At 57.6% G+C, this 26,889-nt stretch carries 21 protein-coding genes; 8 read left to right on the top strand and 13 right to left on the bottom strand.

What is annotated here, in order from left to right; translation table 11 throughout:
* Nucleotides 1-150: 150 nt before the first annotated feature.
* Both AACU78_RS13805 and AACU78_RS13800 read right to left on the bottom strand, forming a co-directional pair.
* Nucleotides 151-750, bottom strand: a complete 600-nt coding sequence (locus tag AACU78_RS13805; protein ID WP_106576383.1) for an FMN-dependent NADH-azoreductase — start codon at nucleotides 748-750, stop codon at nucleotides 151-153.
* A gap of 151 nt (nucleotides 751-901) precedes the next feature.
* A complete protein-coding gene (locus AACU78_RS13800; RefSeq protein ID WP_106576382.1) occupies nucleotides 902-1,216 on the bottom strand; it encodes a 3-phosphoglycerate kinase in 315 nt (104 codons plus the stop codon).
* A gap of 49 nt (nucleotides 1,217-1,265) precedes the next feature.
* Between AACU78_RS13800 and AACU78_RS13795 the strand changes: the two genes are divergently transcribed.
* The 5 genes from AACU78_RS13795 (at nucleotide 1,266) to aqpZ (ending at nucleotide 6,411) form a co-directional block, all read left to right on the top strand.
* Nucleotides 1,266-2,189, top strand: coding sequence for a LysR family transcriptional regulator (locus tag AACU78_RS13795; protein ID WP_106576381.1), 924 nt, complete (start codon nucleotides 1,266-1,268; stop codon nucleotides 2,187-2,189).
* 14 nt (nucleotides 2,190-2,203) lie between these two features.
* The gene (locus tag AACU78_RS13790; RefSeq protein WP_106576380.1) at nucleotides 2,204-3,007 is read left to right on the top strand and encodes an alpha/beta fold hydrolase; all 804 of its coding nucleotides are present in this window, start codon (nucleotides 2,204-2,206) and stop codon (nucleotides 3,005-3,007) included.
* 3 nt (nucleotides 3,008-3,010) lie between these two features.
* Entirely contained in the window at nucleotides 3,011-3,574 is a 564-nt protein-coding gene (locus AACU78_RS13785; RefSeq protein ID WP_106576379.1) for a peptidylprolyl isomerase, read from the top strand.
* A gap of 82 nt (nucleotides 3,575-3,656) precedes the next feature.
* Nucleotides 3,657-5,489 (top strand): ABC transporter ATP-binding protein, encoded by a 1,833-nt coding sequence (locus AACU78_RS13780; RefSeq protein ID WP_106576378.1) that lies wholly within the window; start codon nucleotides 3,657-3,659, stop codon nucleotides 5,487-5,489.
* Between the two features lie 220 nt (nucleotides 5,490-5,709).
* Nucleotides 5,710-6,411, top strand: coding sequence for an aquaporin Z (gene aqpZ / locus AACU78_RS13775; RefSeq protein WP_106576377.1), 702 nt, complete (start codon nucleotides 5,710-5,712; stop codon nucleotides 6,409-6,411).
* 10 nt (nucleotides 6,412-6,421) lie between these two features.
* On the opposite strand, the gene AACU78_RS13770 is transcribed toward aqpZ, so the two are convergent.
* The gene (locus AACU78_RS13770; RefSeq protein WP_106576376.1) at nucleotides 6,422-7,546 is read right to left on the bottom strand and encodes a GNAT family N-acetyltransferase; all 1,125 of its coding nucleotides are present in this window, start codon (nucleotides 7,544-7,546) and stop codon (nucleotides 6,422-6,424) included.
* Nucleotides 7,547-7,828: 282 nt separating this feature from the next.
* On the opposite strand from AACU78_RS13770, the gene AACU78_RS13765 reads away from it, so the two are divergent.
* Nucleotides 7,829-9,151: a putative porin gene (locus AACU78_RS13765; protein ID WP_106576375.1), complete on the top strand. Its 1,323-nt coding sequence runs from the start codon at nucleotides 7,829-7,831 to the stop codon at nucleotides 9,149-9,151.
* Between the two features lie 119 nt (nucleotides 9,152-9,270).
* Here the strand turns inward: AACU78_RS13765 and AACU78_RS13760 are convergent, their stop codons facing one another.
* The 5 genes from AACU78_RS13760 to aceK form a co-directional block, all read right to left on the bottom strand.
* On the bottom strand, nucleotides 9,271-9,504 hold the full coding sequence (locus tag AACU78_RS13760; RefSeq protein WP_106576374.1) for an anti-sigma factor family protein: 234 nt from the start codon (nucleotides 9,502-9,504) through the stop codon (nucleotides 9,271-9,273).
* Nucleotides 9,498-10,112 carry an RNA polymerase sigma factor gene (locus tag AACU78_RS13755; RefSeq protein WP_106576373.1) on the bottom strand — a complete coding sequence of 205 codons (615 nt, stop codon included), beginning with the start codon at nucleotides 10,110-10,112 and terminating at the stop codon, nucleotides 9,498-9,500. The genes AACU78_RS13760 and AACU78_RS13755 overlap by 7 nt, the downstream gene beginning before the upstream one ends.
* A gap of 128 nt (nucleotides 10,113-10,240) precedes the next feature.
* Nucleotides 10,241-11,362 carry a beta-ketoacyl-ACP synthase III gene (locus AACU78_RS13750; protein WP_106576372.1) on the bottom strand — a complete coding sequence of 374 codons (1,122 nt, stop codon included), beginning with the start codon at nucleotides 11,360-11,362 and terminating at the stop codon, nucleotides 10,241-10,243.
* A gap of 326 nt (nucleotides 11,363-11,688) precedes the next feature.
* A complete protein-coding gene (gene hrpA / locus AACU78_RS13745; protein WP_106576371.1) occupies nucleotides 11,689-15,600 on the bottom strand; it encodes an ATP-dependent RNA helicase HrpA in 3,912 nt (1,303 codons plus the stop codon).
* A gap of 124 nt (nucleotides 15,601-15,724) precedes the next feature.
* A complete protein-coding gene (gene aceK, locus AACU78_RS13740) occupies nucleotides 15,725-17,434 on the bottom strand; it encodes a bifunctional isocitrate dehydrogenase kinase/phosphatase (protein ID WP_106576370.1) in 1,710 nt (569 codons plus the stop codon).
* Between the two features lie 387 nt (nucleotides 17,435-17,821).
* On the opposite strand from aceK, the gene AACU78_RS13735 reads away from it, so the two are divergent.
* Together AACU78_RS13735 and AACU78_RS13730 are read left to right on the top strand one after the other, a co-directional pair.
* Entirely contained in the window at nucleotides 17,822-19,447 is a 1,626-nt protein-coding gene (locus AACU78_RS13735; RefSeq protein ID WP_106576369.1) for a methyl-accepting chemotaxis protein, read from the top strand.
* A 64-nt stretch (nucleotides 19,448-19,511) separates the two neighbouring features.
* Nucleotides 19,512-20,399 carry a DMT family transporter gene (locus AACU78_RS13730; RefSeq protein ID WP_106576368.1) on the top strand — a complete coding sequence of 296 codons (888 nt, stop codon included), beginning with the start codon at nucleotides 19,512-19,514 and terminating at the stop codon, nucleotides 20,397-20,399.
* A gap of 1,151 nt (nucleotides 20,400-21,550) precedes the next feature.
* On the opposite strand, the gene AACU78_RS13725 is transcribed toward AACU78_RS13730, so the two are convergent.
* The 5 genes from AACU78_RS13725 to AACU78_RS13705 all read right to left on the bottom strand — a co-directional run bounded on the left by AACU78_RS13725 (nucleotide 21,551) and on the right by AACU78_RS13705 (nucleotide 26,888).
* Nucleotides 21,551-21,892, bottom strand: a complete 342-nt coding sequence (locus AACU78_RS13725) for a GtrA family protein (protein WP_106576712.1) — start codon at nucleotides 21,890-21,892, stop codon at nucleotides 21,551-21,553.
* 62 nt (nucleotides 21,893-21,954) lie between these two features.
* Complete coding sequence (locus AACU78_RS13720; protein ID WP_106576367.1) at nucleotides 21,955-22,905, bottom strand: WxcM-like domain-containing protein; 951 nt, start codon at nucleotides 22,903-22,905, stop codon at nucleotides 21,955-21,957.
* Nucleotides 22,892-23,842 (bottom strand): glycosyltransferase family 2 protein, encoded by a 951-nt coding sequence (locus tag AACU78_RS13715; RefSeq protein ID WP_106576366.1) that lies wholly within the window; start codon nucleotides 23,840-23,842, stop codon nucleotides 22,892-22,894. Before AACU78_RS13715 ends, AACU78_RS13720 begins: the two co-directional genes overlap by 14 nt.
* Nucleotides 23,839-24,945, bottom strand: coding sequence for a DegT/DnrJ/EryC1/StrS family aminotransferase (locus tag AACU78_RS13710; protein WP_106576365.1), 1,107 nt, complete (start codon nucleotides 24,943-24,945; stop codon nucleotides 23,839-23,841). The genes AACU78_RS13715 and AACU78_RS13710 overlap by 4 nt, the downstream gene beginning before the upstream one ends.
* A gap of 20 nt (nucleotides 24,946-24,965) precedes the next feature.
* Nucleotides 24,966-26,888: a hypothetical protein gene (locus AACU78_RS13705; RefSeq protein WP_106576364.1), complete on the bottom strand. Its 1,923-nt coding sequence runs from the start codon at nucleotides 26,886-26,888 to the stop codon at nucleotides 24,966-24,968.
* Between the last annotated feature and the right edge of the window lies 1 nt (nucleotide 26,889).

The following is a 26,889-nucleotide window of genomic DNA, read 5'->3' as shown; positions in this document are numbered from 1 at the left end:
ACTCGAGGCAAAAAAAACCCGACCTCGCTAAAGCGGCAGTCGGGCAGGAGCACTCAGGAGCAACAAGTGCAAAGGGAGGTTCGATACGCGTACTTGAAGGGTTTGCGTGGAGCGATATAAACACCGCGCGATTATGTGACGATTAAACGATCAAGCGACCTGTGCCAGCAGCGCCTTGGCGTGGTTAATGCCTTTTTCCTGGAAGTCCCCGCTCAGGTTCACCCCTTCAGCGTGGATGAAGGTCACGTCGTGAATGCCGATAAAGGCCATGACCTGACGCAGGTACGGTTCCTGGTGATCGGAGCTGGCGCCGGTGTGGATACCGCCGCGTGCGGTCAACACAATGGCGCGTTTGCCAGTGAGCAAACCCTGAGGGCCGGTGGCGGTGTACTTGAAGGTCACACCGGCGCGCAACACGTGGTCCAGCCAGGCTTTGAGGGTGCTGGGGATCGCGAAGTTGTACATCGGCGCAGCCATCACCAGCACATCGGCGGCGAGCAGTTCGTCGGTCAATTCGTTGGAGCGGTCCAGGGAGGCCTGTTCGATGCCGCTGCGCTTTTCGGCGGGTTTCATCCAGCCGCCGAGCAAATTGGCGTCCAGGTGCGGAACCGGGTTAAGCGCCACGTCACGCAGGGTGATCTGATCGGTCGGATGAGCGACCTTCCATTGGCTGATGAACTGTTGGGTCAGCTGACGGGAGATCGAATCCTGTTGGCGTGCGCTGCTTTCGATGATCAGAACATTGGACATGGCTAGGTAGGCTCCATCTGTAAATGCTGTAAGGCGATGGAGAAAAGATTAACCAGGGCTCATTCGATAAAAAAGCGCAAAAAACTGCTACAACCCATCTAGAAATTTGTTTATAAGCGGAGTATTGCTGTGAGCATGCTCCGCTGCTGCTTTATTTTGGGGCACATGCCAGCGCGATACGCATCTTGATAATGGCGCGACTGAACTTGACCGTGGTGTTGGTGCTTTTGCCCGCCGCCACCGTGACCTTGCGATTACGCGGCGATTCCGGGCCGTTGGTGAAGGTTACCGAACACACTGCGTCGTTGGTGCCGTAGTTGTTTAGCCGGATCGAACTGATGTCGCCGTCCACGTCGGACGCGGTGTAGTCCACTTGCACGCCGTCGATCTTTTTCGTGACATCGATAGGGTAGGCAAATGCGCTCATCGGCAGCAGCGCCAGCAACACACAACAGAATTTTCTCATTCGGCAGTCTCCAATAAGGACCGCCAGCTTAGGACAAGAGGAGCTCATCTTGAAAGCGCCCCGCGTTACCCTCGATCAATGGCGCACGCTGCAAGCCGTGGTCGACCACGGCGGCTTCGCCCAGGCGGCTGAAGCGTTGCACCGTTCGCAGTCTTCGGTGAGTTACACCGTCGCTCGCATGCAAGACCAACTCGGTGTGCCGCTGCTGCGCATCGACGGGCGCAAGGCGGTGCTCACCGACGCCGGTGAAGTGTTGCTGCGCCGCTCGCGGCAACTGGTGAAAAACGCCAGCCAACTGGAAGACCTTGCCCACCACATGGAACAGGGTTGGGAGGCTGAAGTGCGGTTGGTCGTGGACGCCGCCTACCCCAATGCACGCCTGGTGCGCGCCCTCACCGCCTTTATGCCGCAAAGCCGTGGCTGCCGCGTGCGCCTGCGTGAAGAAGTGCTGTCGGGCGTCGAAGAGTTGCTGATGGATGGCATGGCCGACCTGGCGATCAGCGGGTTCATTATCCCCGGCTACCTGGGCACGGAAATGAGCGATGTGGAATTTATCGCCGTGGCCCACCCGGACCATTCGCTGCATCGCTTGAACCGTGAACTGAGCTTCCAGGACCTGGAAAGCCAGATGCAGGTGGTGATCCGCGACTCCGGCCGCCAGCAACCGCGAGACGTGGGCTGGCTTGGTGCCGAACAGCGCTGGACCGTCGGCAGCCTGCCCACCGCCGCGACATTCGTCAGCAGCGGCCTGGGCTTTGCCTGGCTGCCCCGACACATGATTGAGCGCGAACTCAAGGATGGCCTGCTCAAGCAGCTACCCTTGGAAAAAGGCGGCAGCCGCAACCCGACGTTTTATCTGTACGCGAACAAGGACAAACCCCTGGGCCCAGCCACACAGATCCTCGTGGAATTGCTGCGCACCTTTGACACCGCCCCCCTGGACGCGCCTTACGCCGCTCCCCAGCAAGCCTGAAACGGAGTTCATGCATGGCCTGGTTCGACCATGAAGGCTGCAGCCTGCATTACGAGGAATACGGCCACGGCAGCCCGTTGATCCTGATCCACGGCCTGGGCTCCAGCAGCCAGGACTGGGAACTGCAGATTCCGGTGCTGGCCCGCCATTACCGCCTGATCGTGGTGGATGTGCGCGGCCACGGGCGCTCCGACAAACCTCGCGAGCGCTACAGCATCAAGGGGTTCACCATCGACCTGCTTGCCTTGATCGAACACCTGAACCTGCCGCCTGCTCATGTCGTGGGCCTGTCCATGGGCGGCATGATCGCCTTCCAGTTGGCGGTGGACGAACCTGGCCGGGTCAAGAGCCTGTGTATCGTCAACAGTGCGCCTGAAGTCAAAGTGCGCAGCGCCGATGATTATTGGCAGTGGGCCAAGCGCTGGAGCCTGGCGCGAGTGCTGAGCCTGGCCACCATCGGCAAGGCCTTGGGTGATCGGCTATTCCCCCAACCGCACCAGGGCGACCTGCGGCGCAAGATGGCCGAACGCTGGGCAAAAAACGACAAACGTGCTTATCTCGCCAGTTTCGACGCGATTGTGGGCTGGGGCGTACAGGAACAACTTTCCCGGATCACCTGTCCAACGCTGGTCATCAGCGCCGACCACGACTACACACCTGTGGCGCAAAAAGAAATCTATGTAAAACTGCTGCCCGATGCGCGACTGGTGGTGATCGAGGATTCCCGCCATGCCACGCCTTTGGATCAACCCGAAGTCTTTAACGCTACCCTGCTCGATTTTCTAAAGACAGTCGAAACCACTACCCAGGATCACTGACCCATGTTGAAAAAAATCGCCTTCTTTGCCGGTTCTGTTTTGTTCGCCGCCAACCTGATGGCCGCCGAGCCCGCCAAGGCGCCTCACGTCCTGATCACCACCACCAATGGCGACATTGAAATCGAACTGGACCCGGTCAAGGCGCCGATCAGCACCAAGAACTTCCTGGCCTATGTCGACAAAGGCTTCTACACCAACACGATTTTCCACCGCGTGATCCCGGGCTTCATGGTCCAGGGCGGCGGATTCACCGCGCAGATGTCGCAAAAACCAACCGAAGCACCGATCAAGAACGAAGCCAGCAACGGCCTGCACAACGTACGCGGCACCCTGTCGATGGCCCGCACCAATGACCCGAACTCGGCCACCAGCCAGTTCTTCATCAACGTCGCCGACAATGCTTTCCTCGATCCGGGCCGTGACGCCGGTTACGCCGTGTTCGCCAAAGTGGTCAAAGGCATGGACGTGGTCGATATCATCGTCAACTCGCAGACCACCACCAAGCAGGGCATGCAGAACGTGCCTATCGATCCTGTTCTGATCAAGTCGGCCAAGCGCATCGACTGAGGTCTGCAGGTAGCTCCGCGCATGGCCCACAAGGCCACGCGCGCATTTGAACAGGAGAGCCCGCCAGGCGGGCGTCAACCTAATGCTCTATCGTCGTTTTGAACAACTGATCGATATTTTCCGCGCTGCCCCCAGCGACGCCCCGCCCGACAAAGTCCTGCCCTTCTACCTCTATTACCTGCGCCAGGTGTGGCCAAGCTTTGCCGCCTTGCTGGTGGTAGGCCTGATCGGTGCGTTGATCGAAGTGGCGTTGTTCAGCTACCTGAGCCGCATCATCGATCTGGCCCAAGGCACACCGCCCGCCAACTTCTTCCAGATTCACAGCGCCGAGCTGATCTGGATGGCCGTGGTCGCCCTGCTGTTGCGCCCGATCTTCAACGGCTTGCATGACTTGCTGGTGCACCAGACCATCAACCCCGGCATGACCAGCCTGATTCGCTGGCAAAACCACAGCTACGTGCTCAAGCAGAGCCTGAATTTCTTTCAAAACGATTTCGCCGGGCGTATCGCCCAGCGCATCATGCAAACCGGCAACTCCTTGCGTGACTCGGCGGTGGCGACGGCGGAGGCCATCTGGCACGTGTCGATCTATGCGATCAGCGCCCTGGTGCTGTTTGCCGAGGCCGACTGGCGGCTGATGATCCCGCTGATCACCTGGATCATCTGCTACAGCCTGGCCTTGCGTTACTTCGTGCCGCGCGTGAAAGAGCGCTCGGTAATCTCCTCTGAAGCGCGCTCCAAACTGATGGGCCGCATCGTCGACGGCTACACCAACATCACCACCTTGAAGCTGTTCGCCCATACGCAGAATGAGCAGGAATACGCCAAGGAAGCGATCATCGAGCAGACCGAAAAAACCCAGCTGGCCGCCCGCGTGCTGACCAGCATGGACGTGACGATTGCCATCTTGAATGGCCTGCTGATCGTCACCACCACCGGCCTGGCCCTGTGGCTGTGGACCCAGTCGCTGATTTCCGTGGGCGCGATTGCCCTGGCCACCGGCCTGGTGATTCGTATCGTCAACATGTCCGGCTGGATCATGTGGGTGGTCAACGGCATTTTCGAAAACATCGGCATGGTGCAGGACGGGCTGAAAACCATCGCAGCACCGCTGGCGGTCACCGACCGCGAGAATGCCCCGCGCCTGAACGTGCCCCATGGCGAAGTACGCTTTGAGCAGGTGGATTTTCACTACGGCAAAAAGAGCGGGATCATTGGCGGCTTGAACCTGACGATCAAGGCCGGGGAAAAGATCGGCCTGATCGGCCCGTCCGGTGCAGGCAAGTCGACTCTGGTCAACCTGCTGCTGCGCCTGTACGACCTGCAAGGCGGGCGCATCCTGATCGACGGGCAGAACATCGCCGAGGTCGCCCAGGAAAGCCTGCGCGCACAGATCGGCATGATCACCCAGGACACTTCGCTGCTGCACCGCTCGATCCGTGACAACTTGCTGTACGGCAAGCCGGATGCGACCGATGAAGAACTGACGGCCGCCATCCACAAGGCCCGCGCCGATGAATTCATTCCGCTGCTGTCGGACGCCGAAGGGCGTACCGGGCTGGACGCCCATGTGGGTGAGCGCGGGGTCAAACTCTCCGGTGGGCAGCGCCAGCGCATTGCCATCGCGCGGGTGCTGCTCAAGGACGCGCCGATTCTGATCATGGACGAGGCCACCTCGGCGCTGGACTCGGAAGTGGAAGCGGCGATCCAGGAGAGCCTGGAAACCTTGATGCAAGGCAAGACGGTGATAGCGATTGCGCACCGGTTGTCGACCATTGCGCGGATGGACCGGTTGGTGGTGCTGGAGAAAGGGCAAATCGCCGAGACCGGCAGCCATGCTGAATTGCTGGCCCACGGCGGGCTGTATGCCAGGTTGTGGCAGCATCAAACCGGAGGCTTCGTCGGCATCGACTGACCGCTTCCGGGGAAAACACCCTCCCACAGTTGATCGCATTGCATCGCAGCATTGGCCCATCGCGCCAGCACCCAAAGGGTTCTGGCGCTTTTTTATGGCCTGGATTTGCCACAAAAGCCTGCTTCAATCAAAGCAGTGCCCAGACGGGCGCTGAAGTAAATCTGCAGGGAGCATCATTGATTTACTGATTGGGTAGAGCGATCTATCAAGGACGTGTTGCATGTCTTTGTTCAAACGTTCAATCACAGAGGGATTGGGTACGTTTTGGCTGGTGTTGGGCGGTTGCGGGAGTGCGGTGTTGGCCGCAGCGTTTCCCGCCGTCGGGATAGGGCTGTTGGGCGTAGCCCTGGCGTTCGGGCTCACGGTGTTGACCATGGCGTTTGCCATCGGGCACATCAGCGGCTGCCATCTCAACCCGGCCGTATCAGTAGGCTTGGTAGTGGGCGGGAGGTTCCCGGCCAGGGAGTTACCGGCTTATATCATCTCGCAGGTTATCGGCGGCACGGTCGCCGCTGCGCTGTTGTACTTCATTGCCAGCGGCAAGCCCGGGTTCGAACTGGCATCGGGCCTGGCTTCCAATGGCTACGGCGAGCATTCGCCGGGCAGTTACTCAATGGCAACGGGGTTTGTCTGTGAGCTGGTGATGACGGCGATGTTCGTGCTGATCATCCTTGGCGCCACTGACCGTCGTGCCCCAGCGGGCCTCGCGCCTATCGCCATTGGCCTGGCGTTGACCCTGATCCACTTGATCTCCATCCCCGTGACCAACACCTCGGTCAACCCGGCCCGCAGTACCGGCCCGGCACTGATCGTCGGCGGGTGGGCGCTCCAGCAGTTGTGGATGTTCTGGCTGGCGCCCATTTTCGGTGCGGTGATCGGCGGCGCGACCTATCGATGGCTGGGCGAGGAGGACCCAGCCTGAGGTCAAGGGTTCAGCCCTGCCGATAAGGCAGGGCTGTCCTCGCCTCTTCGGCATACGCCAGAATCCCTACGCGCTCGCGCTCGAGGAAATCTTCCACGGCATTTTTCAGACCTGGATGGCGCAGGTAGTGCCACGACCGGGTGATCACCGGTTCAAACCCGCGAATCAACTTGTGCTCGCCTTGGGCGCCGGCGTCGAAGCGCTGCAAACCGTGAGCAATGGCGTAATCCATGCCTTGGTAGAAGCAGGTTTCGAAATGCAGGCGGTCGAATTCCGCCAGGCAGCCCCAATAACGCCCGTAGAAGCTGTCGCCACCGATCAGGCTGAAGGCCATGGCAACCGGGCGTGTGCCCTGTTTAGCCAGCACCACGCGAATCGCTTCGGGCATGCGCTCGGCCAGCAGGCTGAAAAACGCCCGCGTCAGGTACGGCGACTGGCGGCGCACGGCGTAGGTGTTGGCGTAGCAGGCGTAGACAAAATCCCATTGCGCCTCGCTCAACTCATGGCCTTGCAGCCATTCGAACTCGATGCCCTGCCCCGCCACTTGCTCACGCTCTTTGCGCATTTGTTTGCGCTTGCGTGAGCTCAAGGCGTCGAGGAAATCCTGGAAGTCGCGATAGCCGCGATTTTGCCAATGAAACTGACAGCCCAAACGCTGCAACCAACCTGGATGCTGCGCCAAGGCTTGGTCGGCCAAGGGGTCAGTGAAGTTGATGTGGGCGCTGGAGAGCCCTTCGATTTCCAAATAGCCCGGCAGGCTGTTCAGCAGCTCGAAAGCGTCTTCGGCGCTCCTGGCCAGCAAGCGCGGCCCGCTGACCGGGCTGAACGGCACTGCCGTCAGCAACTTTGGGTAGTAATCAATGCCTGCCCGCTCACACGCATCGGCCCAACCGTGATCAAACACGTATTCGCCGTAGGAATGCCATTTGCGGTAGCTGGGCATTGCCGCCACCAGGCGATCGCCTTCCCAGTGCAGCAAATGCTCAGGTTGCCAGCCCGATTGCGGCCCCAGGCTGGCGCTGTCTTCCAGCGCGCTCAGGAATGCATGCCGTACAAAAGGTTGGGCCTGCGGCACGAGGGCATCCCATACCTGCGGGGCGATTTCGGACAGGGCGTCCAGGCGTTGCAACGGCATCGGCATCCTCACTACTTCAGGGCGTGAAAGCCTGGCGAGTATCGCTTATCGGTGGCTTTCGCACACGCCCAAATGGCACGACAAAGGCCAACTCAAATAGTTCCTTATTAAATATTTTGTCATCTACATGACATCACTTAGCCACTGTCCCGTCATAAGTGATCGTGATACTGACGCCTGTTTTTTAGAGCGCCTGGTTCTAGCAGGCGGCTATTTTCCGTCCGTCATCGGTCGGTTGTGTCCTGGATGGTTTGCCATCCCTCCTCACTTTCGGAGATTGATATGCGTCTTGCTTCCACTAAAACTGCGGCGGCCCTGTGTGGCGGCCTGTTGCTGGCCCTGAGCGTTCCGGCCAGCGCTGCAGTCGACGCTAAATTGCTCGACATGCTCAAGGCCAACGGCCAGATCACCGCTGCGCAGTACACCGAACTGCAGGCGGAATTAGCCAAGGACCAGAAAGAAAAGCAGATCGCACAGCAAGCTCAACAAGAGACCAACGAGCAGATCGCGGCCACCGCGAAAAAAACCAATGACCTGAGTGTGTTCGACCAGAAACTGGCCTGGGCCGCGCGCACTCAGCTCAAGGGTGACGTGCGCTTCCGTCAGGAAACCGTGAAGATCCAGGGCGAATCCAACAACGGCGGGCGTGACAAGGACCGTCAGCGCATCCGTGCCCGCCTGGGCGCCTACACCGAAGTCAACTCGCAGGTCGACACCGGCATTCGCATTGCCACCGGCAGCAGCGACGACGCGCGCTCCACCAACCAGGACCAGGACAACTACTTCGACAAGAAGTCGATCTGGCTGGACCTGGGCTACATCGACTACCACCCGGACCAGATCAAAAACCTGCACGTGATCGGCGGCAAGATGTTGCAGCCGTGGGTCAACATGGGCGACGTGATCTGGGACAGCGACATCAACCCGGAAGGCCTGGCCCTGACCTACAAATACCCACTGGGCAGCAGCGCCGAGTTGTTCGGCAGCATCGGCAACTACAACCTCAAGGACAACGTCGACGGCGACGGCGTGCAATTTCGTCACGACCTGCGCCTGACGTCCGGCCAGCTGGGCACGCGGTTCTCGCTGACTGACAACTTGAAAATGACCCTGGGCGGCAGCGTCTACGCCTACCAGAACGACAAGGACAGCCGTTGCACGACCACCACCACGCCTTGCGCATTGGCGGTCAACGGCAACTCGGCCGACAACCAGTTCCGCCTGTACGAAGGCTTCGCCCAGGCCGACATCGGCGGCCTGGCAGTGCCGTTGGCGTTCTATGGCCAGTACGTGAAAAACAACGACGCGGTGACCGATCAGGACACTGCCTGGTTGATCGGTGCCAAGTCCAAAGTGTTCGGCTTGAACCTGGACTACAACTACCGCGATATCCAGCGTAACGCCGTGGTGGGTGCCTTCACCGACTCGGACTTCGCCAACGGCACCACCGGCTCACGCGGCCACAAGATGAAGGTCAGCTACGACATCGACAAGAACTTCGCCCTCGGCGCCACGTACTTCCTGACCAAGGCGGACTACGCCAGCCGCACGCAGCGTGATGCCAACACCAACACCCTGCAGTTGGATGCTGAAGCCAAGTTCTAATGGGTGTGCAATAAACCTTGGGCCAGGACGGCCCGAGGTCGTTTCAACAGCCTTGCGTGGGTGGGTCGCCCCTCATCATCCGTTCGCCCCACCCACGCGAGTCTGCATTGTTCGCGCTTTTACTGATCTTTCAGCCGCTCGGCTACCAGCCGGTCAGCCAATGCATCCACGTCCTTTACCGGTTCTTCCGGCATGATTTTCAAAGTCGCCTGCATCAGGCGCATCTGACGGATAAATCGCCGGCAGTTAGGGCAAAACATCAAGTGATGACGCACCAGCAAACGTTCGCGAAAGGTCAATTGCCCATCGAGGTAGTCACTGGAACGTGCCACTTGTTCTTTGCAGGTCAACATTCGCCCGTTTCCTCAAAATGCTCCACCGTGGCGAAGACTTTAAGCCGTGCCCGATGCAACAGCACACGGACATTGGAGAGCGAGAGCGTCAGAAGATTACAAATCTCTTCCAACTCCAGGCCTTGGCGCTCACGCAGCACCAGCACGCTGCTTTGCAGCTCCGACAAACTCAGCAACGTATGCTCCAGGCACTTGCGCAACTCATCCTCGGTCAGCAACGCTTCCGGGGTGTCCTGGTGCCAGGCGTACGGGGCCACGGCCCAGTGGCCATCGTCGGGAACGAAGCGATCGTCACCGATGGTGCCGTGAGGTGAGGGCAAATCGTCGAGCAACACTTCCCGGCGATTTTGTTTATAGCGGCCCTTGGCGGAGTTGGCGGTGATGGTCAGCAGCCAGGTCTTGAGGCTGGAACGCCCTTCGAACCTGGCCAGGTTGCGCACCACCGACAACCACGCGTCCTGCACCACTTCGTCGGCGTGGCGCTGGCCGACAATGGCATAGGCCACTGCCCGCATGGCGCTCTGGTAGGTGGTGACCAATTCCTTGTAGGCCCGCTGCTCGCCCTTGAGCAGCCGTTCCAGCAGGTGCGCGTCGTCGGCTGCTGCCATCGTTTACCTCAATCCTGCTGTGGAAATCCGATACCGGTGGGAGCTGGCTTGCCTGCGATAGCGGCGGTGGCTCCACTATCGTCATCGCAAGCAGCCAGCTACCACATTGACCGCATTCTGCCTCGAGATTAGCGCTTGCGCAGGATTACGCTGCCGATCGAATAACCGGCACCGAACGAACTGAGCACCGCCACGGCTCCTTTTGGCAAGTCGTCCTGGTAGGTGTGAAACGCGATCACCGAACCCGCCGAACTGGTGTTGGCGTAGGTGTCGAGAATCACCGGTGCTTCTTCCACCGAGGCTTCGCGGCCCAGCAGTTTTTTCACGATCAGGTGGTTCATGCTCAGGTTGGCCTGGTGCAGCCAGAAACGCTTCACATCGGCCACATTCAGTTGGTTTTCGTCCAGATGCACGCCGATCAGTTCGGCAACCATCGGGCAGACATCACGGAAGACCTTGCGACCTTCCTGTACGAACAGCTTGTCCGGCGCGCCGATGCCTTCTTCCGCCGTGCGGTTGAGGAAGCCGAAGTTGTTGCGGATGTTGTTGGAAAACTTGGTCAGCAGTTTGGTGCTCACCACATCGAACTGGTGCTCGGAAGTCGCCAGGTCGGCGCGCTCGAGAATCACGGCCGTGGCCGCATCACCGAAGATGAAGTGGCTGTCGCGGTCACGGAAATTCAGGTGGCCGGTGCAGACTTCCGGGTTGACCATCAGGATCGCCCGCGCCTGGCCCAGCTGGATGCTGTTGGCGGCGTTCTGGATACCAAAGGTCGCCGACGAGCACGCCACGTTCATGTCGAAACCGAAACCTTCGATACCCAGCGCTTCCTGGACTTCGATGGCGATGGCCGGGTAGGCGCGCTGCAGGTTGGAGCAGGCCACGATCACGCCGTCGATGTCGGCGGCAGTCTTGCCCGCGCGCTGCAGGGCCTGTTCGGCCGCGCCAACGGCCATCTGGCACAGCACCGACCACTCGTCATTGCTGCGCTCGGGCAAACGCGGAGCCATGCGCTGCGGGTCGAGAATACCGTCCTTGTCCATGACAAAACGGCTCTTGATGCCCGATGCTTTCTCGATAAAGGCTGCGCTGGACTCAGTCAGTGCCTGGACCTCGCCGCGCTCGATGGCGGCGGCGTTGTCAGTGTTGAACTGCTGAACATAGGCATTGAAAGACTGCACCAGCTCTTCGTTGGAGATGCTGTTGGCCGGGGTGTACAGGCCAGTGCCGCTGATGACGACGTTATGCACGGTCGTTCCTCTAAATCTGTCAGGCAGAAGATATTGGTACCGTCGTACCAAACTTTAAGTCGTTCGATTCCGTCCAGCGGGCATCAAACTGGCAACGCTTTATTCCATTGCGCCGCGGCTGCACACCAGCCCATCACGACGATCCCGGCATTTATGACCGCGAAGTTTGCCACAACCTCGGGGATTTGGCGCCATTTCCGGATAAACCCCATGCTGACGGTGGGAGCTGGCTTGCCTGCGACGCAGACACCGCGGTGTATCAGTCAAATCACTGGGATGCCATCGCAGGCAAGCCAGCTCCCACAACCTCGGTAGCCGAGAGGGCTTCAGGCCTCCACCTGGCTCCATTGCTTGCTCAAACGCTTATCGGAAATCGGCACTTTGGTGCCCAACTGCTGGGCAAACAACGACACGCGATATTCCTCCAGCCACCAGCGATACAGCTCCAGCTGAGGGTCGCGCTTGCCTTCCTGGGCATGTTTGTTCAGGCGGTTCTGGTACTGCGCCCACAGGCCGCTCAGCTCAGTGCTCCACACTCGGTCCTTTTGCACCTGGCTGGGCAGTTTCTCCAGGCGCAGCTCAATGGCCTTGAGGAAACGTGGCAGTTCCTTGAACCACTGCGCCGGTGTTTCCCGCACAAAACCTGGGTACACCAGATGGCTCAGCTGCTGCTTGATGTCATTCAAGGCCACCGCCTGGGCCAGGTCGATCTTGCCCTTGAAGCGCTTTTGCAAGCCATGCCACAGCTTCAGCACTTCCAGCGTCAGGCGGGCCAGGCGCTCGGCGTGATCGGTCCAGCTGCCGCGCTTGCGTTCAGCCAGGGCCGCCAAACCTGCACCGTCACGCGGCAAGCTGGCTTCGCCTTCCAGTACGCAGGTGTCGAGACTGGCCAACAGAATGTCTTCAACCAATGCATCGACGCGCCCCAGTTCGCGGTACATCAGGCCCAATTCGGTCAGGCCGGGCAATTTGCCGCGCAGGAATTTCGCCGGCTCGGCCAATTGCTGCAGCAGCAGGCGCTGCAACGCGCGACGATGCTGGAACTCCGCCTCGGCGGCCGTCGAGAACCGCCCTTCCTTGACCGTGCCATTTTCTTCGACCAACGCCGGGTAGACCGTCATCGACAGCCCCGCGATCTTTTGCTGGGTCTTCTCGGCCACCGCCGCAAACACCTTGGCTTGCACCGGTTGCTGGCTTTTGGCGGTTTGCGGCACGGCCAACGCGGCTTGGCTGGCCTCGGCAAAACGCGCGGTCAGCTCGGCCAGGTCGCGCCCTTCGCCGAGGAACTTGCCTTGGCCGTCGACCACTTCCAGGTTCATCTTCAGGTGGTTCTCCACCTGCTGCGCCGCCTCGGCCCAGGCTTCATCGCTGACCCGTGCGCCGGTCATGCGCAGCAGTTCGCGCCCCAGCGCCTGGGGCAGCGAGCCCTGGCCGAATTCGATGCGTTGCAGCGCCGCCTTGACGAAATCCGGCACCGGTACAAAGTTTTTGCGCAGCGCCTTGGGCAGGTTGCGCACCAGGGCAATGCACTTGGCTTCGATCACCCCCGGCACCAGCCATTCCAGGCGCTCCGGCGGCAATGCCGGCAGCAGTGGCGCCGGTACGCGCAGGGTCACACCGTCGCGGGGGTGGTTGGGTTCGAAGTGATAACTCAGCGCCAACTCCAGATCGCCCAGGTGCAAGGTGTCCGGATAATGCAGGGCCGTGACTTCACTGGCCTCGCGGGCCAGCACGTCTTCCTCGCGCATGATCAGCAGTTGCGGGTCTTTCTGGCTGTTGACCTTGTACCAGCTGTCGAACGTCGCGGTCTGGTGGATCTCCGCCGGCAAGCGCGCATCGTAGAAGGCGTACAGGGTTTCTTCGTCCGCCAGGATGTCGCGACGCCGCGCCTTGGCCTCCAGTTCGTCGAGCTGCTCGAGCAGTTGCTGGTTGGCCGCCAGGCACTTGGCCCGCGACTGAATCTCGCCGCGCACCAGGCCTTCGCGGATAAACAGCTCACGCGACACCACCGGATCAATCGGCCCGTAATGCACCGGTCGGCGCCCAACCACAATCAGCCCGAACAGGGTGATTTGCTCAAAGGCCACCACTTGGCCGCGCTTCTTCTCCCAATGCGGCTCGAAGTGGTTTTTCTTGATCAGGTGCCCGGCCAGCGGCTCGATCCAGTCGGCATCGATCTTTGCCACCATGCGCGCGTACAGCTTGGTGGTTTCCACCAGTTCGGCGGTCATCAGCCATTGCGGGCGCTTCTTGCCGATGCCCGAGGACGGGTGAATCCAGAAACGCCGCTGACGCGCGCCGAGGTAATCGCCGTCTTCGGTCTTCTGGCCGATCTGGCTCAGCAGGCCAGACAACACGGCCTTGTGCAGCTTGGCAAAGTCCGCCGGCTCTTTATTGACGGTCAACTGCATGTCGCGACAGATCAGGCTGAGCTGGCGATGGGAATCGCGCCACTCGCGCAGGCGCAGGTAATTCAAGAAGTTCTTGCGGCACCAGTTGCGCAACGGGCTGGCGGTCAGCGCCTGGCGCTGTTCCTCAAAACTGCGCCACAGGTTTACCAACCCGGCAAAGTCAGAATCGGCGTCCTTCCACTGGGCGTGGGCTTGGTCGGCCGCTTGCTGACGCTCTGGCGGGCGTTCACGCGGGTCCTGGATCGACATGGCACTGGCGACGATCAGCACTTCCTGCAAACTGCCGAGCTTGGCGGCTTCGAGCAGCATGCGGCCCATGCGCGGGTCCACTGGCAGGCGCGCCAGTTGGCGGCCCAGCGGCGTGAGCTGGCTGTTGCGGTCGACCGCCGAGAGCTCTTGCAGCAGGTTGAAACCGTCGCTGATGGCTTTGCCGTCCGGCGGCTCGATAAACGGAAAATCGGTGATTTCGCCGAGGCGCAGGTGCAGCATCTGCAGGATTACGGCGGCAAGGTTGGTGCGCAGGATTTCCGGGTCGGTGAATTCCGGACGGCCGATAAAGTCCTCTTCGCTGTACAAGCGGATGCAAATACCGGGCTCGACCCGACCGCAACGGCCTTTACGCTGGTTGGCGCTGGCCTGGGAAATTGCCTCGATCGGCAGGCGCTGCACCTTGGCGCGGTAGCTGTAACGGCTGATGCGCGCGGTGCCGCTGTCGATCACATACCGAATGCCAGGCACGGTCAATGAGGTTTCCGCGACGTTGGTCGCCAGCACCACACGGCGGCCCGGGTGGGATTGGAAAATGCGCTGTTGTTCAGCCGGTGACAGGCGCGCATACAGCGGCAGAATTTCGGTGTGCTTGAGCTGGGCCTTGCGCAGCATTTCGGCGGCGTCACGAATCTCGCGCTCGCCCGGCAAGAACACCAGCACATCGCCAGGGCTGCGCCGCTCGCTGCGTTCATAGGCGGCGATTTCATCCAGGGTAGCGAGGATCGCCTGGTCGACGGTCAAGTCGTCCTCGACGCGGTTGCCCTCCTCGTCCTGCTCCAGGGTCAGCGGGCGATACCAGGTGTCCACCGGGAAGGTACGGCCCGAGACCTCGACAATCGGTGCATCGTCGAAGTGCTTGGAAAAACGCTCCAGGTCGATGGTCGCCGAGGTGATGATGACTTTCAGGTCGGGGCGACGCGGCAACAGGGTTTTCAGGTAGCCGAGCAGGAAGTCGATGTTCAGGCTGCGTTCGTGGGCTTCGTCGACGATGATCGTGTCGTAGCGTTCCAGGTAGCGGTCGTTCTGGGTTTCCGCCAGCAGGATGCCGTCGGTCATCAACTTGATCAGGGTGTTGGAGTCACTCTGGTCTTCGAAACGCACCTGATAGCCGACCAGCGCGCCCAACGGCGTGGCCAGTTCTTCGGCGACGCGGCTGGCGACGCTGCGCGCGGCGATTCGGCGCGGCTGGGTGTGGCCGATCAGGCCGTACTGGCCACGGCCGATTTCCAGGCAGATTTTCGGCAGTTGAGTGGTTTTACCCGAGCCGGTTTCACCGGCGATGATCAACACCTGATGCTTTTGCAGCGCCTCTTTGATCTCGTCGCGCTTGGCGGCAATCGGCAGGCTGTCGTCGTAGCGAATCACCGGCAGGCTGGCACGCCGCGCCGTGACCTGTGCGCAGGACGCCTGCATGCGCGTGACCCACTGCGCCAGCTTGTCCTCGTCGGGCTTCTTGCGCAGCTCGAGCAACTGGCGCCGCAAGCGGTGGCGGTCGGCGAGCATGGCGTGATCGAGGTTTTTGAGCAGTTGGTCGATAGCGGGCGCTTGGTCAGTCATCAGGTACTTTGAAGGTCGTCATTTATGCACGGCCGGCAAGTGTGGCAGAAAAGCCGCTATCAGCGTCAAGCTTCAAGCGGCAAGTAGACGCAAAACCGCTTACCCGTGGCTTGCCGCTTGAGGCTTACAGCTGCTCTTTTCTACGGTACGGGAACACATCGATGACCTTGCCGGCGCGAATCGCTTCCTGCAGGCCTTTCCAGTAGTCGGCGTTGTACAGCTCGCCGTGCAGCTCGTCGAACAGCTTGCGCTGGCCGGCGTCGGCAAACAGGAACGGCGGGAATTCTTCGGGGAACACATCCAGCGGCCCAATGGAGTACCAGGGCTCCGAGGCCATTTCGTCCTCGGGCGTGCGCGGTGCCGGGATGTGGCGAAAGTTGGCTTCGGTGAGAAAGCAGATTTCGTCGTAGTCATAGAACACCACGCGACCGTGGCGGGTGACGCCGAAGTTTTTCAACAGCATGTCGCCGGGAAAGATGTTCGCCGCCGCCAGTTGCTTGATGGCCAGGCCGTAGTCTTCCAGCGCTTCGCGCACTTGGGCGTCGTTGGCGTTGTCGAGGTAGAGGTTGAGTGGGGTCATGCGCCGTTCGGTCCAGCAGTGGCGGATCAACACGGTGTCGCCTTCGACCTCCACGGTGCCCGCAGCGACCTCCAACAGCTCGGCCAGGCATTCAGGCTCGAACTTGCTCAAGGGGAAACGGAAATCGGCGAACTCCTGGGTGTCGGCCATGCGCCCCACGCGGTCGACGCTTTTTACCAGACGGTACTTCTCGATGACGGTGGCGCGATTGACGTTTTTCGACGGTGAAAAGCGGTCCTTGATGATCTTGAACACCGTGTTGAAGCCCGGCAGCGTGAACACGCTCATGACCATGCCGCGCACGCCGGGCGCCATGATAAAGCGGTCATCGGTGGTGGCCAGGTGGTTGATCAGCGCGCGGTAGAACTCCGACTTGCCGTGTTTGTAGAAACCGATTGAGGTGTACAGCTCGGCGATGTGCTTGCCGGGCAGGATGCGTTTGAGAAACCCGATGAATTCCGCTGGCACCGGCACGTCGACCATGAAATACGAGCGCGTGAACGAGAAGATGATCGACACGTCGGCTTCGTCCGTGATCAGCGCGTCGATCTGAATGCCGCGCCCTTCGCGGTGCAGCAGCGGAATCACCAGCGGCCATTGTTCGTCACGGGTGTAGATGCGTCCTACGAGGTAGGCGCCTTTATTGCGGTAGAGCACCGAGGAAAACAGCTCAACATTGAGGTCCGGATCTTTGCACACCCAGTCCGGCAGGTTTTCGCGCAATTGCGCTTCGAGCCGGCGCAGGTCGGTCGCAAGGTCTGCGTAGGGTTCGCTGAACGCGTAATCGGCGAAGACCTGCGCCAGCATCGCCGTCAGGTCGCCCGCCGGCTGATAAACGCGGGTTTGCGCCGCACGCGCACGGCGCAGGCTCGGCCGCGTGGTGTGGATGAACATGCAGGCATCGCTGATCAGGTCGTGACTGAACAGGCTGCAGAAGATCGAGTTGTACCAGGTCTCGGACAATTCATCGTCAAAGCGCAGGTCGATCAGGCCGATGTAGGCACGCTTCACCAGCGGCCACGCGTCCACTTCCAGCAGCGTGGCCTCGTCGAACTGGGCACGCAGGCGCGCCGTTACTTCAGCGACTTTCTCTTCGTACAAGTTGATCCGCGCCGCCGAAGCCGCCTGCCCTTGCTGCCACTGGGCCTTCTCGAAACGTTCACGGGCGCCGTCAGTGATCTGGCGGAAGTGCTCACGGTAATCGTCGAAGCCATCGAGGATCATGCGGGCGATGGCAAGCGCGGACTGCGGCATACGGGAAACCTCGAACGGGCGTCTGGAAGACCTGAGCTTAGCCAGTGAACGGGGGCACGAGAAGGATGATTTTTTGGGTCACGCTGTACAACTGTCGACACATTGTAGGATTTTTTCAAATTTCATAATTCGACCGTGTGGTCAGTAAACGCAGCCAAAGGCGCCAGCACCGTTGGCTACAGGCCTGCAATGCCGTGGCTTGCCGCCTGCCAGGGTAAACAGCAGCGCGCTTGCGCTTCACAACTTATGTAACCGAATTGATACACCGTAAGGGAAACCCTGATTACCTCCTTAGTGGCACTTTGATATATAGCGCGCCCTCTCCCAGCCTAACAAGGTCTGAAGACCGATCCGGGAACAGGTTCTAATCGCCTAAGGAGCATTGAGATGTCATTGAGGAACATGAGGATCGGATTGCGCGCCAGTCTGAGTTTTGCGCTGTTGGCCGGTTTGCTGGTGATTGTCGGCCTGTTTGGCCTGGGCCAGATGGCCAAACTGCGAGAAAGCGCGCTGGTTATCGAAGAGTCATGGATGCCGAGCATCGAGAATATCCACGACAGCGCGGCCTATGTGGCCAGTATCCGCTTGGAGGCCTTGCGCCTGGCGACCACCGACGAATCGCGGATTCGCGACAACAGCAAAAGCCTGATCACCCGCCAGAGCACTGAGCTGCAAACGCTGCTGACCCATCACGAAACCCTGACCAGCGGCGACGAAGAAGCCGCTCTGCTGAAAAAACTCAAAGCCGATGTGGGCACCTATCTCGGCATCGTCGGGCAGATGGTGGCCCTGGTGGACAAGGATCAACAGCAAGATGCCATCGACCTGCTGACCAGCCGCCTGGCACCCCAAGGTACGGTCCTCAACAAGAGCCTGGAGGACATGATCACCTTCAATCAGAAAGGCGTCGAAGACGCGGCCAACGCTGCCGCGCAGATGTATTCCAGCGCGCAGTGGGTGGTCGGCCTGATCATCGTGTGCGCGTTGATCGCCACCTTATTGCTCGCCTGGCTGCTGACCCGCAGTATCACCGCCCCCCTCGGCCAGGCCCTGGCCGTGGCACGCACCATCGCGGGCGGCGATTTGAGCCAGCCTGTGGTGGTGAAAGGCACCGACGAACCGGCGCAATTGCTGACGGCCCTGGCCACCATGCAGGACCAGTTGCGAACCACTATCCATGGCATCAGCGAATCGGCGCAGCAACTGGCCTCCGCCGCCGAGGAAATGAGCTCGGTGATGGAACAGAGCACCCGTGGCCTGCAGGCGCAAAACGATGAAATTGAACAGGCTGCGACCGCCGTCAACGAGATGAGCGCGGCCGTGGACGAAGTGGCGGGCAACGCGGTGTCCAGCGCCGAAGCGTCCAAGGCCTCCGATGAAGACAGCAAGCACGGCCACTACCAGATCAGCGAAACCATCAGCTCGATCCAGAACCTGGTGGACGAAGTGCTTGGCGCTTCGAACAAAGCCGAAGGCCTGGCCGTGCAAGCTCAGGACATCAGCAAAGTGCTCGAAGTGATCCGCGGCATCGCCGGGCAAACCAACCTGCTGGCGCTCAATGCCGCCATCGAAGCAGCGCGCGCAGGCGAAGCCGGCCGAGGCTTTGCGGTAGTGGCCGACGAGGTGCGCTCGCTGGCGCAACGCACCCACGATTCAACCGAGGAGATCGAACAGATGATCACCGGTATCCAGCAAGGTACCCAGGACACCGTCGAAGCCCTCAACAGCAGCGCCGAACACGCCGGCCAGACCCTGCAACGCGCCAACAGCGCCGGCAGCGCGCTGGAAAAAATCACCGCGGCCATCTCGCAGATCAGCGAGCGCAACCTGGTGATCGCCAGCGCCGCTGAGCAGCAGGCACTGGTGGCCCGTGACGTCGACCGCAGCCTGGTGAACATTCGCGACCTGTCCACCCAAACCGCTGCCGGCGCGACCCAGACCTCCGCCGCCAGCCAGGAACTGTCGCGCCTGGCCGTGGACCTTAACGGCATGGTGACGCGGTTTGTCCTGTAATTAGCCATTGTGTCGGCCAGGCCTCTAGGCAACACTCGCCGCCTTATTGAGGTAGGAGTGTTCCGTGAGACCTGTCGACACCCTGTATTTGCTGGGGCTGGCTGCCATATGGGGCGCGAGTTTCCTGTTCATGCGCATCATCGCGCCGGAAATCGGCACCGTGCCGACCGCGTTCTTTCGCGTGTCGATTGCCGCCGCCGGCTTGCTGGTGATACTCGCAGCGATGCGCGTCAACTGGGACTTCCAGGGCAAGTTCAAGACCGTGCTGCTGCTGGGCGTGATCAACTCCGGCATCCCCGCGACCATGTACTCGGTGGCCGCGCAGGTGCTGCCGGCCGGCTACTCGGCGATCTTCAACGCCACCACGCCACTGATGGGCGTGTTGATTGGCGGGTTGTTCTTCAGTGAACGCCTGACGCCGTCGAAAATCGCCGGCGTCAGCCTGGGCCTGCTCGGCGTAGCCGTGCTGACGCGCGCCGGGCCGGTGGCGTTTGACCTGGAATTATTGATGGGGGCGCTGGCCTGCCTGTTAGCCACCACCTGCTACGGCTTCGCCGGGTTCCTCGCACGGCGTTGGCTGGACCAACGCGGCGGCCTGGACAGCCGACTCGCCGCGCTGGGCAGCATGCTCGGCGCCACCCTGTTTTTGCTGCCGTTTTTTGCCTACAGCGCCATCAACCACCCGCCCGCGAGTTGGGGTGGCTGGCAGGTTTGGTCATCACTGCTAGGTCTGGGCCTTGTGTGCACGGCGTTTGCCTACATTCTGTACTTCCGCCTGCTGTCGTCCATCGGGCCGGTGAAGTCGATGACCGTGACCTTCATGATTCCGCCGTTTGGGGTGTTGTGGGGCGCGTTGTTGCTGGATGAGCCGCTGTCGATGGCGCATGTGTATGGCGGCGTGTTGATTGCGGGGGCGTTGTGGTTGGTGTTGCGGGTGGGGAGCGCTAAGTAACTCATGGGATCACTGCAAGCTTCGAAGGCAATGCGCCCTTAAGGATATGAAAAGATATGCGTGGTAAAGGATTCCACTTAAAGGCGGTCGCGTATGGGACACTCAAAAGAACTTAAAATTAAGTGAGTGGTAATTCCTTTCTGATACCCGCCATTGATGGCATGCGAACATGCACGCGAATACTTTCTACTGCGCAACGCCTACTTTGCCACTGGCTGATTATAACAAGCGTGCGCCATTCGTGTGAACACTTGCGCCGCGAGAGTGCATACTCATCTGCATTTAATGAGACGCTCAATCCAGCGGATGCAGGGAAACCATCAATCGCATAAGTTTGGCCAGCATATAGCAATTCAAAACAGGGAATGAAACTTCAAGCGCAAGCGCCGGACATACCATTCAAACAAAAGTGCCTTTGCTCACCCTTGTTCATTATAGCCCTAGACAGTAGCTTTTATTACTGAAAGCAAATTACTTAGTACCCATCAACTGCTAAGCACTCGGAAACCGGGATCACTCTAGTGCTTTTTCCTTAATTTGATTTGCAACTGGCATCATGATCTTTACAGTTATTATCGCACGCTTCAACAGTTAACACAGCTCACACATCGACCCACATGATTATAAACACCTGTCCCACTACCTACTATTACCACAGCCCTAACAGCAATAGATCGGGCTATGGCTTAGAATCGATAATCGCTAGCTTGTATTTTATACACACGACCATTCTCGCCATCACATCTAAGCGTGTCTTCGCCATTCAACACCAGCCTCTTGTAGGATCCATCGCCTTAATCTTTCGCTAGACGGAGCTAGTATCCAACAGCCAATAACCGGCGTAGGCATGGCGTGCCAACTGGCTACATCTGCTCAGCAGCTAACTACCACTTTGCTCAAAGTGTCGTGGGGCGATTTGGGATGGGATTCGATCTCGGCAAAGTGTTTGCGCGGCGATGCTCGTCGTATCCGAAATATTCGTTGCGGGCTTCATATGCCGTGAATATACGAGAGCAGTTGCGCCTGCCGACGAATGCCGATTTTGGCAACCAAGTTTTATGTGCTTCCGCTGCGCAGTGGCCGCGAGAGTAGTTGAGACTCATCACGACGGGTAGCGCCCCGAATTGGTTCGCTACCAGGACCAATCAATACTAATCAGCTCGCTTTAGAAACAACAATTTAGACAGTATAAAAGTCATAGGCACCGTAATGGCTATAGCGACTAATGGAGCGAGACGATCATCAAAGCCGAGTTGCTCTACCCAGACCCAAAGAATCAACAGACTTACAACATATTGCGCCAAGTAAATCAGCGGAAACAACAGAATAGATTTGATACCGTTATGACTTTTGAAAACAAAAAATCGATTTAGAATATACGCAAGTAAAATACCGCTAATGTACGCTATCGTATAACTTATTTTGTAAGGCACCACGTTCAAAAGAAGCAAATAAACTCCATATGTCAGGGCGGTATTGAAACCACCCGACACGAGGAATCTAGCAAAATCTTTTTTAAAGATTTTATCTAAAGCCCGTTGAGCTACAGGACTTATCACGAATTAGCAACCAAGGATTTAAACTCGTCGTAGTTACGAATATAATCGGCTGAATCATAGTAGTGCGAGGCAAATACCATCAACACCGCGTCGTGGGAGTAGCGATATTGAATACCCCACGTCATCGGAGGCAAGTAAATACCCTTGTTTGGTTTATTCAACACAAACTCCTCTCGGTTTTTTCCATCATCCGCGACCACATGAACCGAGCCTTTCACAGCAACCAAGAATTGGTGACAGATGCGATGAGCGTGTTCACCACGGGTTTCCGCAGTAGGCACATCGTAAACCAGAAAGTAACGCTCTGATTTAAACGGGACGGTGCGCTCAAATTCACCGGCAGATAAACTGCCGCGAATGTCTGCGACTTCAGTCATCGTATGCAACGTAACACCGCGAATGGACGTTTCGACTACGCTTGGCGAAGCCGCTGCCTTGTCGGCAGCGTCCTGCTTGGCGCTGACAGGCTTTGCGTCAACGTACCCAATAATCTTCGCAGGGTTCCCTACAACTATGGCATTCGGTGGAATAGAGCGTGTCACGACCGCACCGGCACCGACCATTGCATTAATGCCAACTGTCAGACCAGGCAGAATAGTGCAATTAGCACCAAGCGATGCACCCTTACGAATAATAGTGCGTGCAAACGCTTGCGGGTAAACCTTGCTACGTGGAAAAAGGTCATTGGTAAACGTCACATTGGGCCCAATGAATACGTCATCTTCGATAGTGATGCCATCCCATACTTGAACACCACATTTGAGCGTGACACGGTCACCAATAATTACATCATTTTCGATGAATACGTTGTCGCAAACGTTGCATTCTCCGCCCAGCTTGGCACCAGGCAAGACGTGCGCGAAAGCCCATATACGGGTGTCTTTGCCAATATTTTCGGATTCACACAGCGCATGACTGTGGACGAAATAGTTCTTAGCGCTGCTCATTGTGATCTCCAAAATCTTCTACTCGCATTGGTATAGCTAATGGCCGATTTTTCGTATTTTCGTAGGTTCGCCATGCGTATGAGCCCACTATCCCCAACCCCAAGAGATTCAAACATCCCAGGAAAGTCAGGGTGAGCATAATCATCGCGTAACCGGGCACTTCGATCATGCCATTCAGCTTTGCCAACAACGTAAAAACGCCAAATATAGCTGCCAGCACAGATCCGAACGCGCCTACTCTGGTCAGCAACCGGATGGGCAAGTCGGTGAACGAGAACACGCTATCCATCAAGTAATTGACTTTCTTACGCAAAGTCCACGCGGACTTTCCGTGGATCCTCTCCTGACGCGAATACGTAACAACTTCTCGTCGGTAGCCCAACCAAAAAATCTGTGCAATCAAAGAGCTGTGCCGCTCCTCCAGAGTCAGCAGTGTGTCTCTGAAAGCCTTATTACAGGCAAACATATCGACACCGCCTGGCGGTATCTCTGGGATGACATAACGGCGATACAGCCCCCAAAAAATCCTCGATGCGGTACGGCTCGCCCAAGGATCCTGACGCCCTTCTCGCACACCGACAACCACATCAATGTCCTGGCGCAGTAGCACACGGTTCATTTCGAGCACCAATTCGGGGGGCTCTTGCAAGTCCGCAGCCATCACCGCAAATCGATCACCACTCCCGTTTTCCAACCCTGTACGGATTGCCATGAACGATCCAAAGTTTCTGGACAGCAGTACGAGTTTCGACTGGAAAGGCTGCGAAGGCAGTTTATCTCGAAGTATTTCGTAGCAGCGATCCGGACTACCGTCAACAACGAACACAACTTCTAGGTCGTTCTGAAGTTGTGTATTCAACCCGATAATGGCTTGCAGCAGATCCGGAAGATTGCTTTCGTTGCGATAAACGGGGATGACCAACGTCAGCAAAATTATTGCTCCTTTGAAAAGTAAGCAGTGACTGCCTCAATGACGCGATCAACTTCTTTGTCTGTCAGGCCGGGGAAGCAAGGTAGCGAAATTACAGTCTCACAAGCGCGTTCCGTGACGTCCAGGGAACCCAGTTGATCGACTGCGTATGCAGGCTGTTTATGGTCTGCAATTGGATAATGGATATCTGTGCTGACCGATTTCTCTTTGAGCGATGCGGCAAACTCGGCTCTTGCTTTCACACGTACGACGTAAAGGTGAGCGACGTAATCTTCGTCAGTGGAATACGGCAATTGCATGTCGAGTGTGGCGAACGCCTCACTGTAACGCTTGGCAATGGAGCGACGAGCCTCGTTCCATGCGTCCAAGTGTGGAAGCTTGACACGTAGAATCGCGGCCTGCATTTCATCCAGTCGACTATTACGCCCACCCGGAATCGACACTTGGTACTTTTGTGTCCAACCATACTGCCGCAACTGACGGATACGCTTGGCCAGCTCGTCGTCATTGGTGACAACCGCACCACCATCTCCTAATGCGCCTAGGTTTTTGGTAGGGTAAAAGCTGAAACATGCAATGGTGCCGAAACTGCCCGCCTGCTTACCATTACGGCGAGCACCATGTGATTGGGCGCAATCTTCTAATACAGGTACACCGGCAGCGGAGGCAATACGAACAATCTCTTCGATGTTCGCAAGCTGACCATACAGGTGAGTCACAATGACAGCTGACGGCTTGCTCTCAATGACTGCCGCAAGCGCCTTGGGACAGATCGTGAGGGTGTCTGAATCGACATCAACGTAAAGTGGCTCTGCACCCACCGCGTGGATAGCTGTGCTGCCATAAAAACCGGCATTGGCTACAGCGACTACTTGGTCACCACTCTCAACACCTAGCCCCTTAAGCGCAAGCTCCAGCGCATCAGACCCGTTAGCAACGCTGACGCAGTGGTTGACACCTACATAGCTTGCGAACTCTTCTTCAAACAACTTTACTTCGTTTCCAAGCACGTACCAATGACTATCCAGTACACCACTAATGGCAGTGATAAAGTCTAGCCGAGCATTTACAACCGCAGCAGAAAAAAGTGGTATTTGACTAAAGGACATACTATATACCTTGCTTTAAATTATTTACTCTTAAAATACGAACGGCAACGGACTTCAAGATCTTTGATACTTATTTTTTGATTAGCCGTGACTGGGTCAAATCTGAGCTCAGATTCGAAGCCCTCAGCATTGCTAATAGTAAGGTTCAAGATCTGCGGCTCTTTGGAAGGAGATACAGAAATTGTAGTCGACCGATCTTCGCTGTAGCCAAGGTGCCCCGGTGTCATATAAAACAACTGCGCGATGCTCGCCTCTTCAACCGTCATGGCAGCCACCAAATCAATCGTTCCGCAATGCGCCAGGTCGGATGTAGGCGAAAAAGCCAGGATCAGCCCTGGATCGTTATCCGTCTTGAGATCCAATGTATTTGCCGAGCCTTGTTCACGCGTCGCATTATTGATCTTCACGACGTCTAAGTGTTCTGATAACCGATAAAGCGGAGCAGGATTATTAGTGCCGAGTGCGATAGGCAGAACCGGAAGAATTCTGGCAAAAGAAGCATTCGCCGCTCGTCCATTCTTGATACCTTCAGCTATGTCACCAAGGTCAATATTCGAGCACGTCACTGCACCCGGCTCTTGAATCCTTGCTACGACACATGCAACACCTTCAGAGCGATGTTTCATGGTTGTTTCAAAAAAAGTAGCGTTGCCCATAATAGTTGTAACCATTATAGCGACCGACCATAGCGCAACTGCCATCAGTGTTATAAGCATCGCCACAGATTTCGACGGCTTGCGGTTTTGTAGAGCTTTCAGGCACAACAATATCAGCCACGGCCAAAGCAGTGTCACCCAAAAAAAGTGAAACCTGTAGAAGCCGTAGATAAAAATATCACGTGCGCTAGTTACGTTATCGGGGCGTAGATTAGTACGTCCCGCAGAGATAAGCAGCAGGTATACGAAAATCACCCCAGAAAGGGCCAAAAATATAATGATGGCTTTTTTAGTAGAATCGCTTGCATTAGCGCTGAGCTTAAAAAGACCAACAACAACTAGTATAACTATCATCATCACAGCTAATGCTGTGATCACTAGAGAGAACGTCGGGTGAGACATCGGCAGCATCAACGATCGGCCAATTTTTCCCAACATGAAATACCAAAAATCGGATTCCCAAGGGTATGCCATCGGCGCATCCGCCCGGTGCGTACCATGCTGAACACCTACAATGACCCATAACTGGGCCATCGTTGAGGCCAGTGCGGGCAGTGAAATCGCTAGCCCGGTACTCACAAGATTTTTGCTGTACGGTGACTTGTACATCAGCCCAACAAAGACAAATATAAAACAAAGTGCCAACGCGGAAAACGCACCGCTTATATAAGTCAACCCCGACACCAAGGTGAGAAAGATTACAGCAGCGCAGGTAAGTCTTGAGTTAGGTTTGTCTCGCAATGTAAGTGAGAGTATTCCTAAAAGACAAAGCAGCGGCACGGCTTGGTGGTAAGCAAGATTTTGCCACCCCCAATAAGTATCGGGCTGTAACATCAACAATGTAAATGAGAACGCAACTGCCAGATAGCTTTTATTCGTGATGCAACTGCTCAAAAGCTTCCACTGCAATATCAGCAGTCCGCCGAGAAGCGCAACCATGCTGATAAATTGGTAGGCAACTGTATTACCATCTAGAAAACGAAAAGCAAGCGAATCTAGCAGTAAGCCAACAGTATATAAGGTGTCATTGTGCGGCGTCATCAAATAACGTAAATCAAGCCTGCCCATATCATTTGCATTGTATTGACGCCAATCATCATAAACAGGTATATCAACGCCGTACCTTAGCCACGACCATGCACTTATTACAAGACTGATCACCGGAAGCGCAATGAGCAGCAGGCGAAATAAGTCCTTCAGAGTAGGGGAGAAATGAGCCTTAGGGAGCGCTATTCCTTCGCCACGTGTTTCCTCTGAGCCGTTCTCAACCTCATTCGTCGAATTCATC

This window comes from Pseudomonas sp. R9.37, from assembly GCF_963878885.1.
Lineage (GTDB): Bacteria > Pseudomonadota > Gammaproteobacteria > Pseudomonadales > Pseudomonadaceae > Aquipseudomonas.
This window is presented reverse-complemented; position numbering and strand designations above follow the sequence as displayed.

Coding starts and splice junctions, on each gene's coding strand:
- AACU78_RS13805 (WP_106576383.1), bottom strand. CDS start 750: ATGTCCAATGTTCTGATCATCGAAAGCAGCGCACGCCAACAGGATTCG.
- AACU78_RS13800 (WP_106576382.1), bottom strand. CDS start 1,216: ATGAGAAAATTCTGTTGTGTGTTGCTGGCGCTGCTGCCGATGAGCGCA.
- AACU78_RS13790 (WP_106576380.1), top strand. CDS start 2,204: ATGGCCTGGTTCGACCATGAAGGCTGCAGCCTGCATTACGAGGAATAC.
- AACU78_RS13785 (WP_106576379.1), top strand. CDS start 3,011: ATGTTGAAAAAAATCGCCTTCTTTGCCGGTTCTGTTTTGTTCGCCGCC.
- AACU78_RS13780 (WP_106576378.1), top strand. CDS start 3,657: ATGCTCTATCGTCGTTTTGAACAACTGATCGATATTTTCCGCGCTGCC.
- aqpZ (WP_106576377.1), top strand. CDS start 5,710: ATGTCTTTGTTCAAACGTTCAATCACAGAGGGATTGGGTACGTTTTGG.
- AACU78_RS13770 (WP_106576376.1), bottom strand. CDS start 7,546: ATGCCGTTGCAACGCCTGGACGCCCTGTCCGAAATCGCCCCGCAGGTA.
- AACU78_RS13765 (WP_106576375.1), top strand. CDS start 7,829: ATGCGTCTTGCTTCCACTAAAACTGCGGCGGCCCTGTGTGGCGGCCTG.
- AACU78_RS13760 (WP_106576374.1), bottom strand. CDS start 9,504: ATGTTGACCTGCAAAGAACAAGTGGCACGTTCCAGTGACTACCTCGAT.
- AACU78_RS13755 (WP_106576373.1), bottom strand. CDS start 10,112: ATGGCAGCAGCCGACGACGCGCACCTGCTGGAACGGCTGCTCAAGGGC.
- hrpA (WP_106576371.1), bottom strand. CDS start 15,600: ATGACTGACCAAGCGCCCGCTATCGACCAACTGCTCAAAAACCTCGAT.
- aceK (WP_106576370.1), bottom strand. CDS start 17,434: ATGCCGCAGTCCGCGCTTGCCATCGCCCGCATGATCCTCGATGGCTTC.
- AACU78_RS13735 (WP_106576369.1), top strand. CDS start 17,822: ATGTCATTGAGGAACATGAGGATCGGATTGCGCGCCAGTCTGAGTTTT.
- AACU78_RS13720 (WP_106576367.1), bottom strand. CDS start 22,905: ATGAGCAGCGCTAAGAACTATTTCGTCCACAGTCATGCGCTGTGTGAA.
- AACU78_RS13710 (WP_106576365.1), bottom strand. CDS start 24,945: ATGTCCTTTAGTCAAATACCACTTTTTTCTGCTGCGGTTGTAAATGCT.
- AACU78_RS13705 (WP_106576364.1), bottom strand. CDS start 26,888: ATGAATTCGACGAATGAGGTTGAGAACGGCTCAGAGGAAACACGTGGC.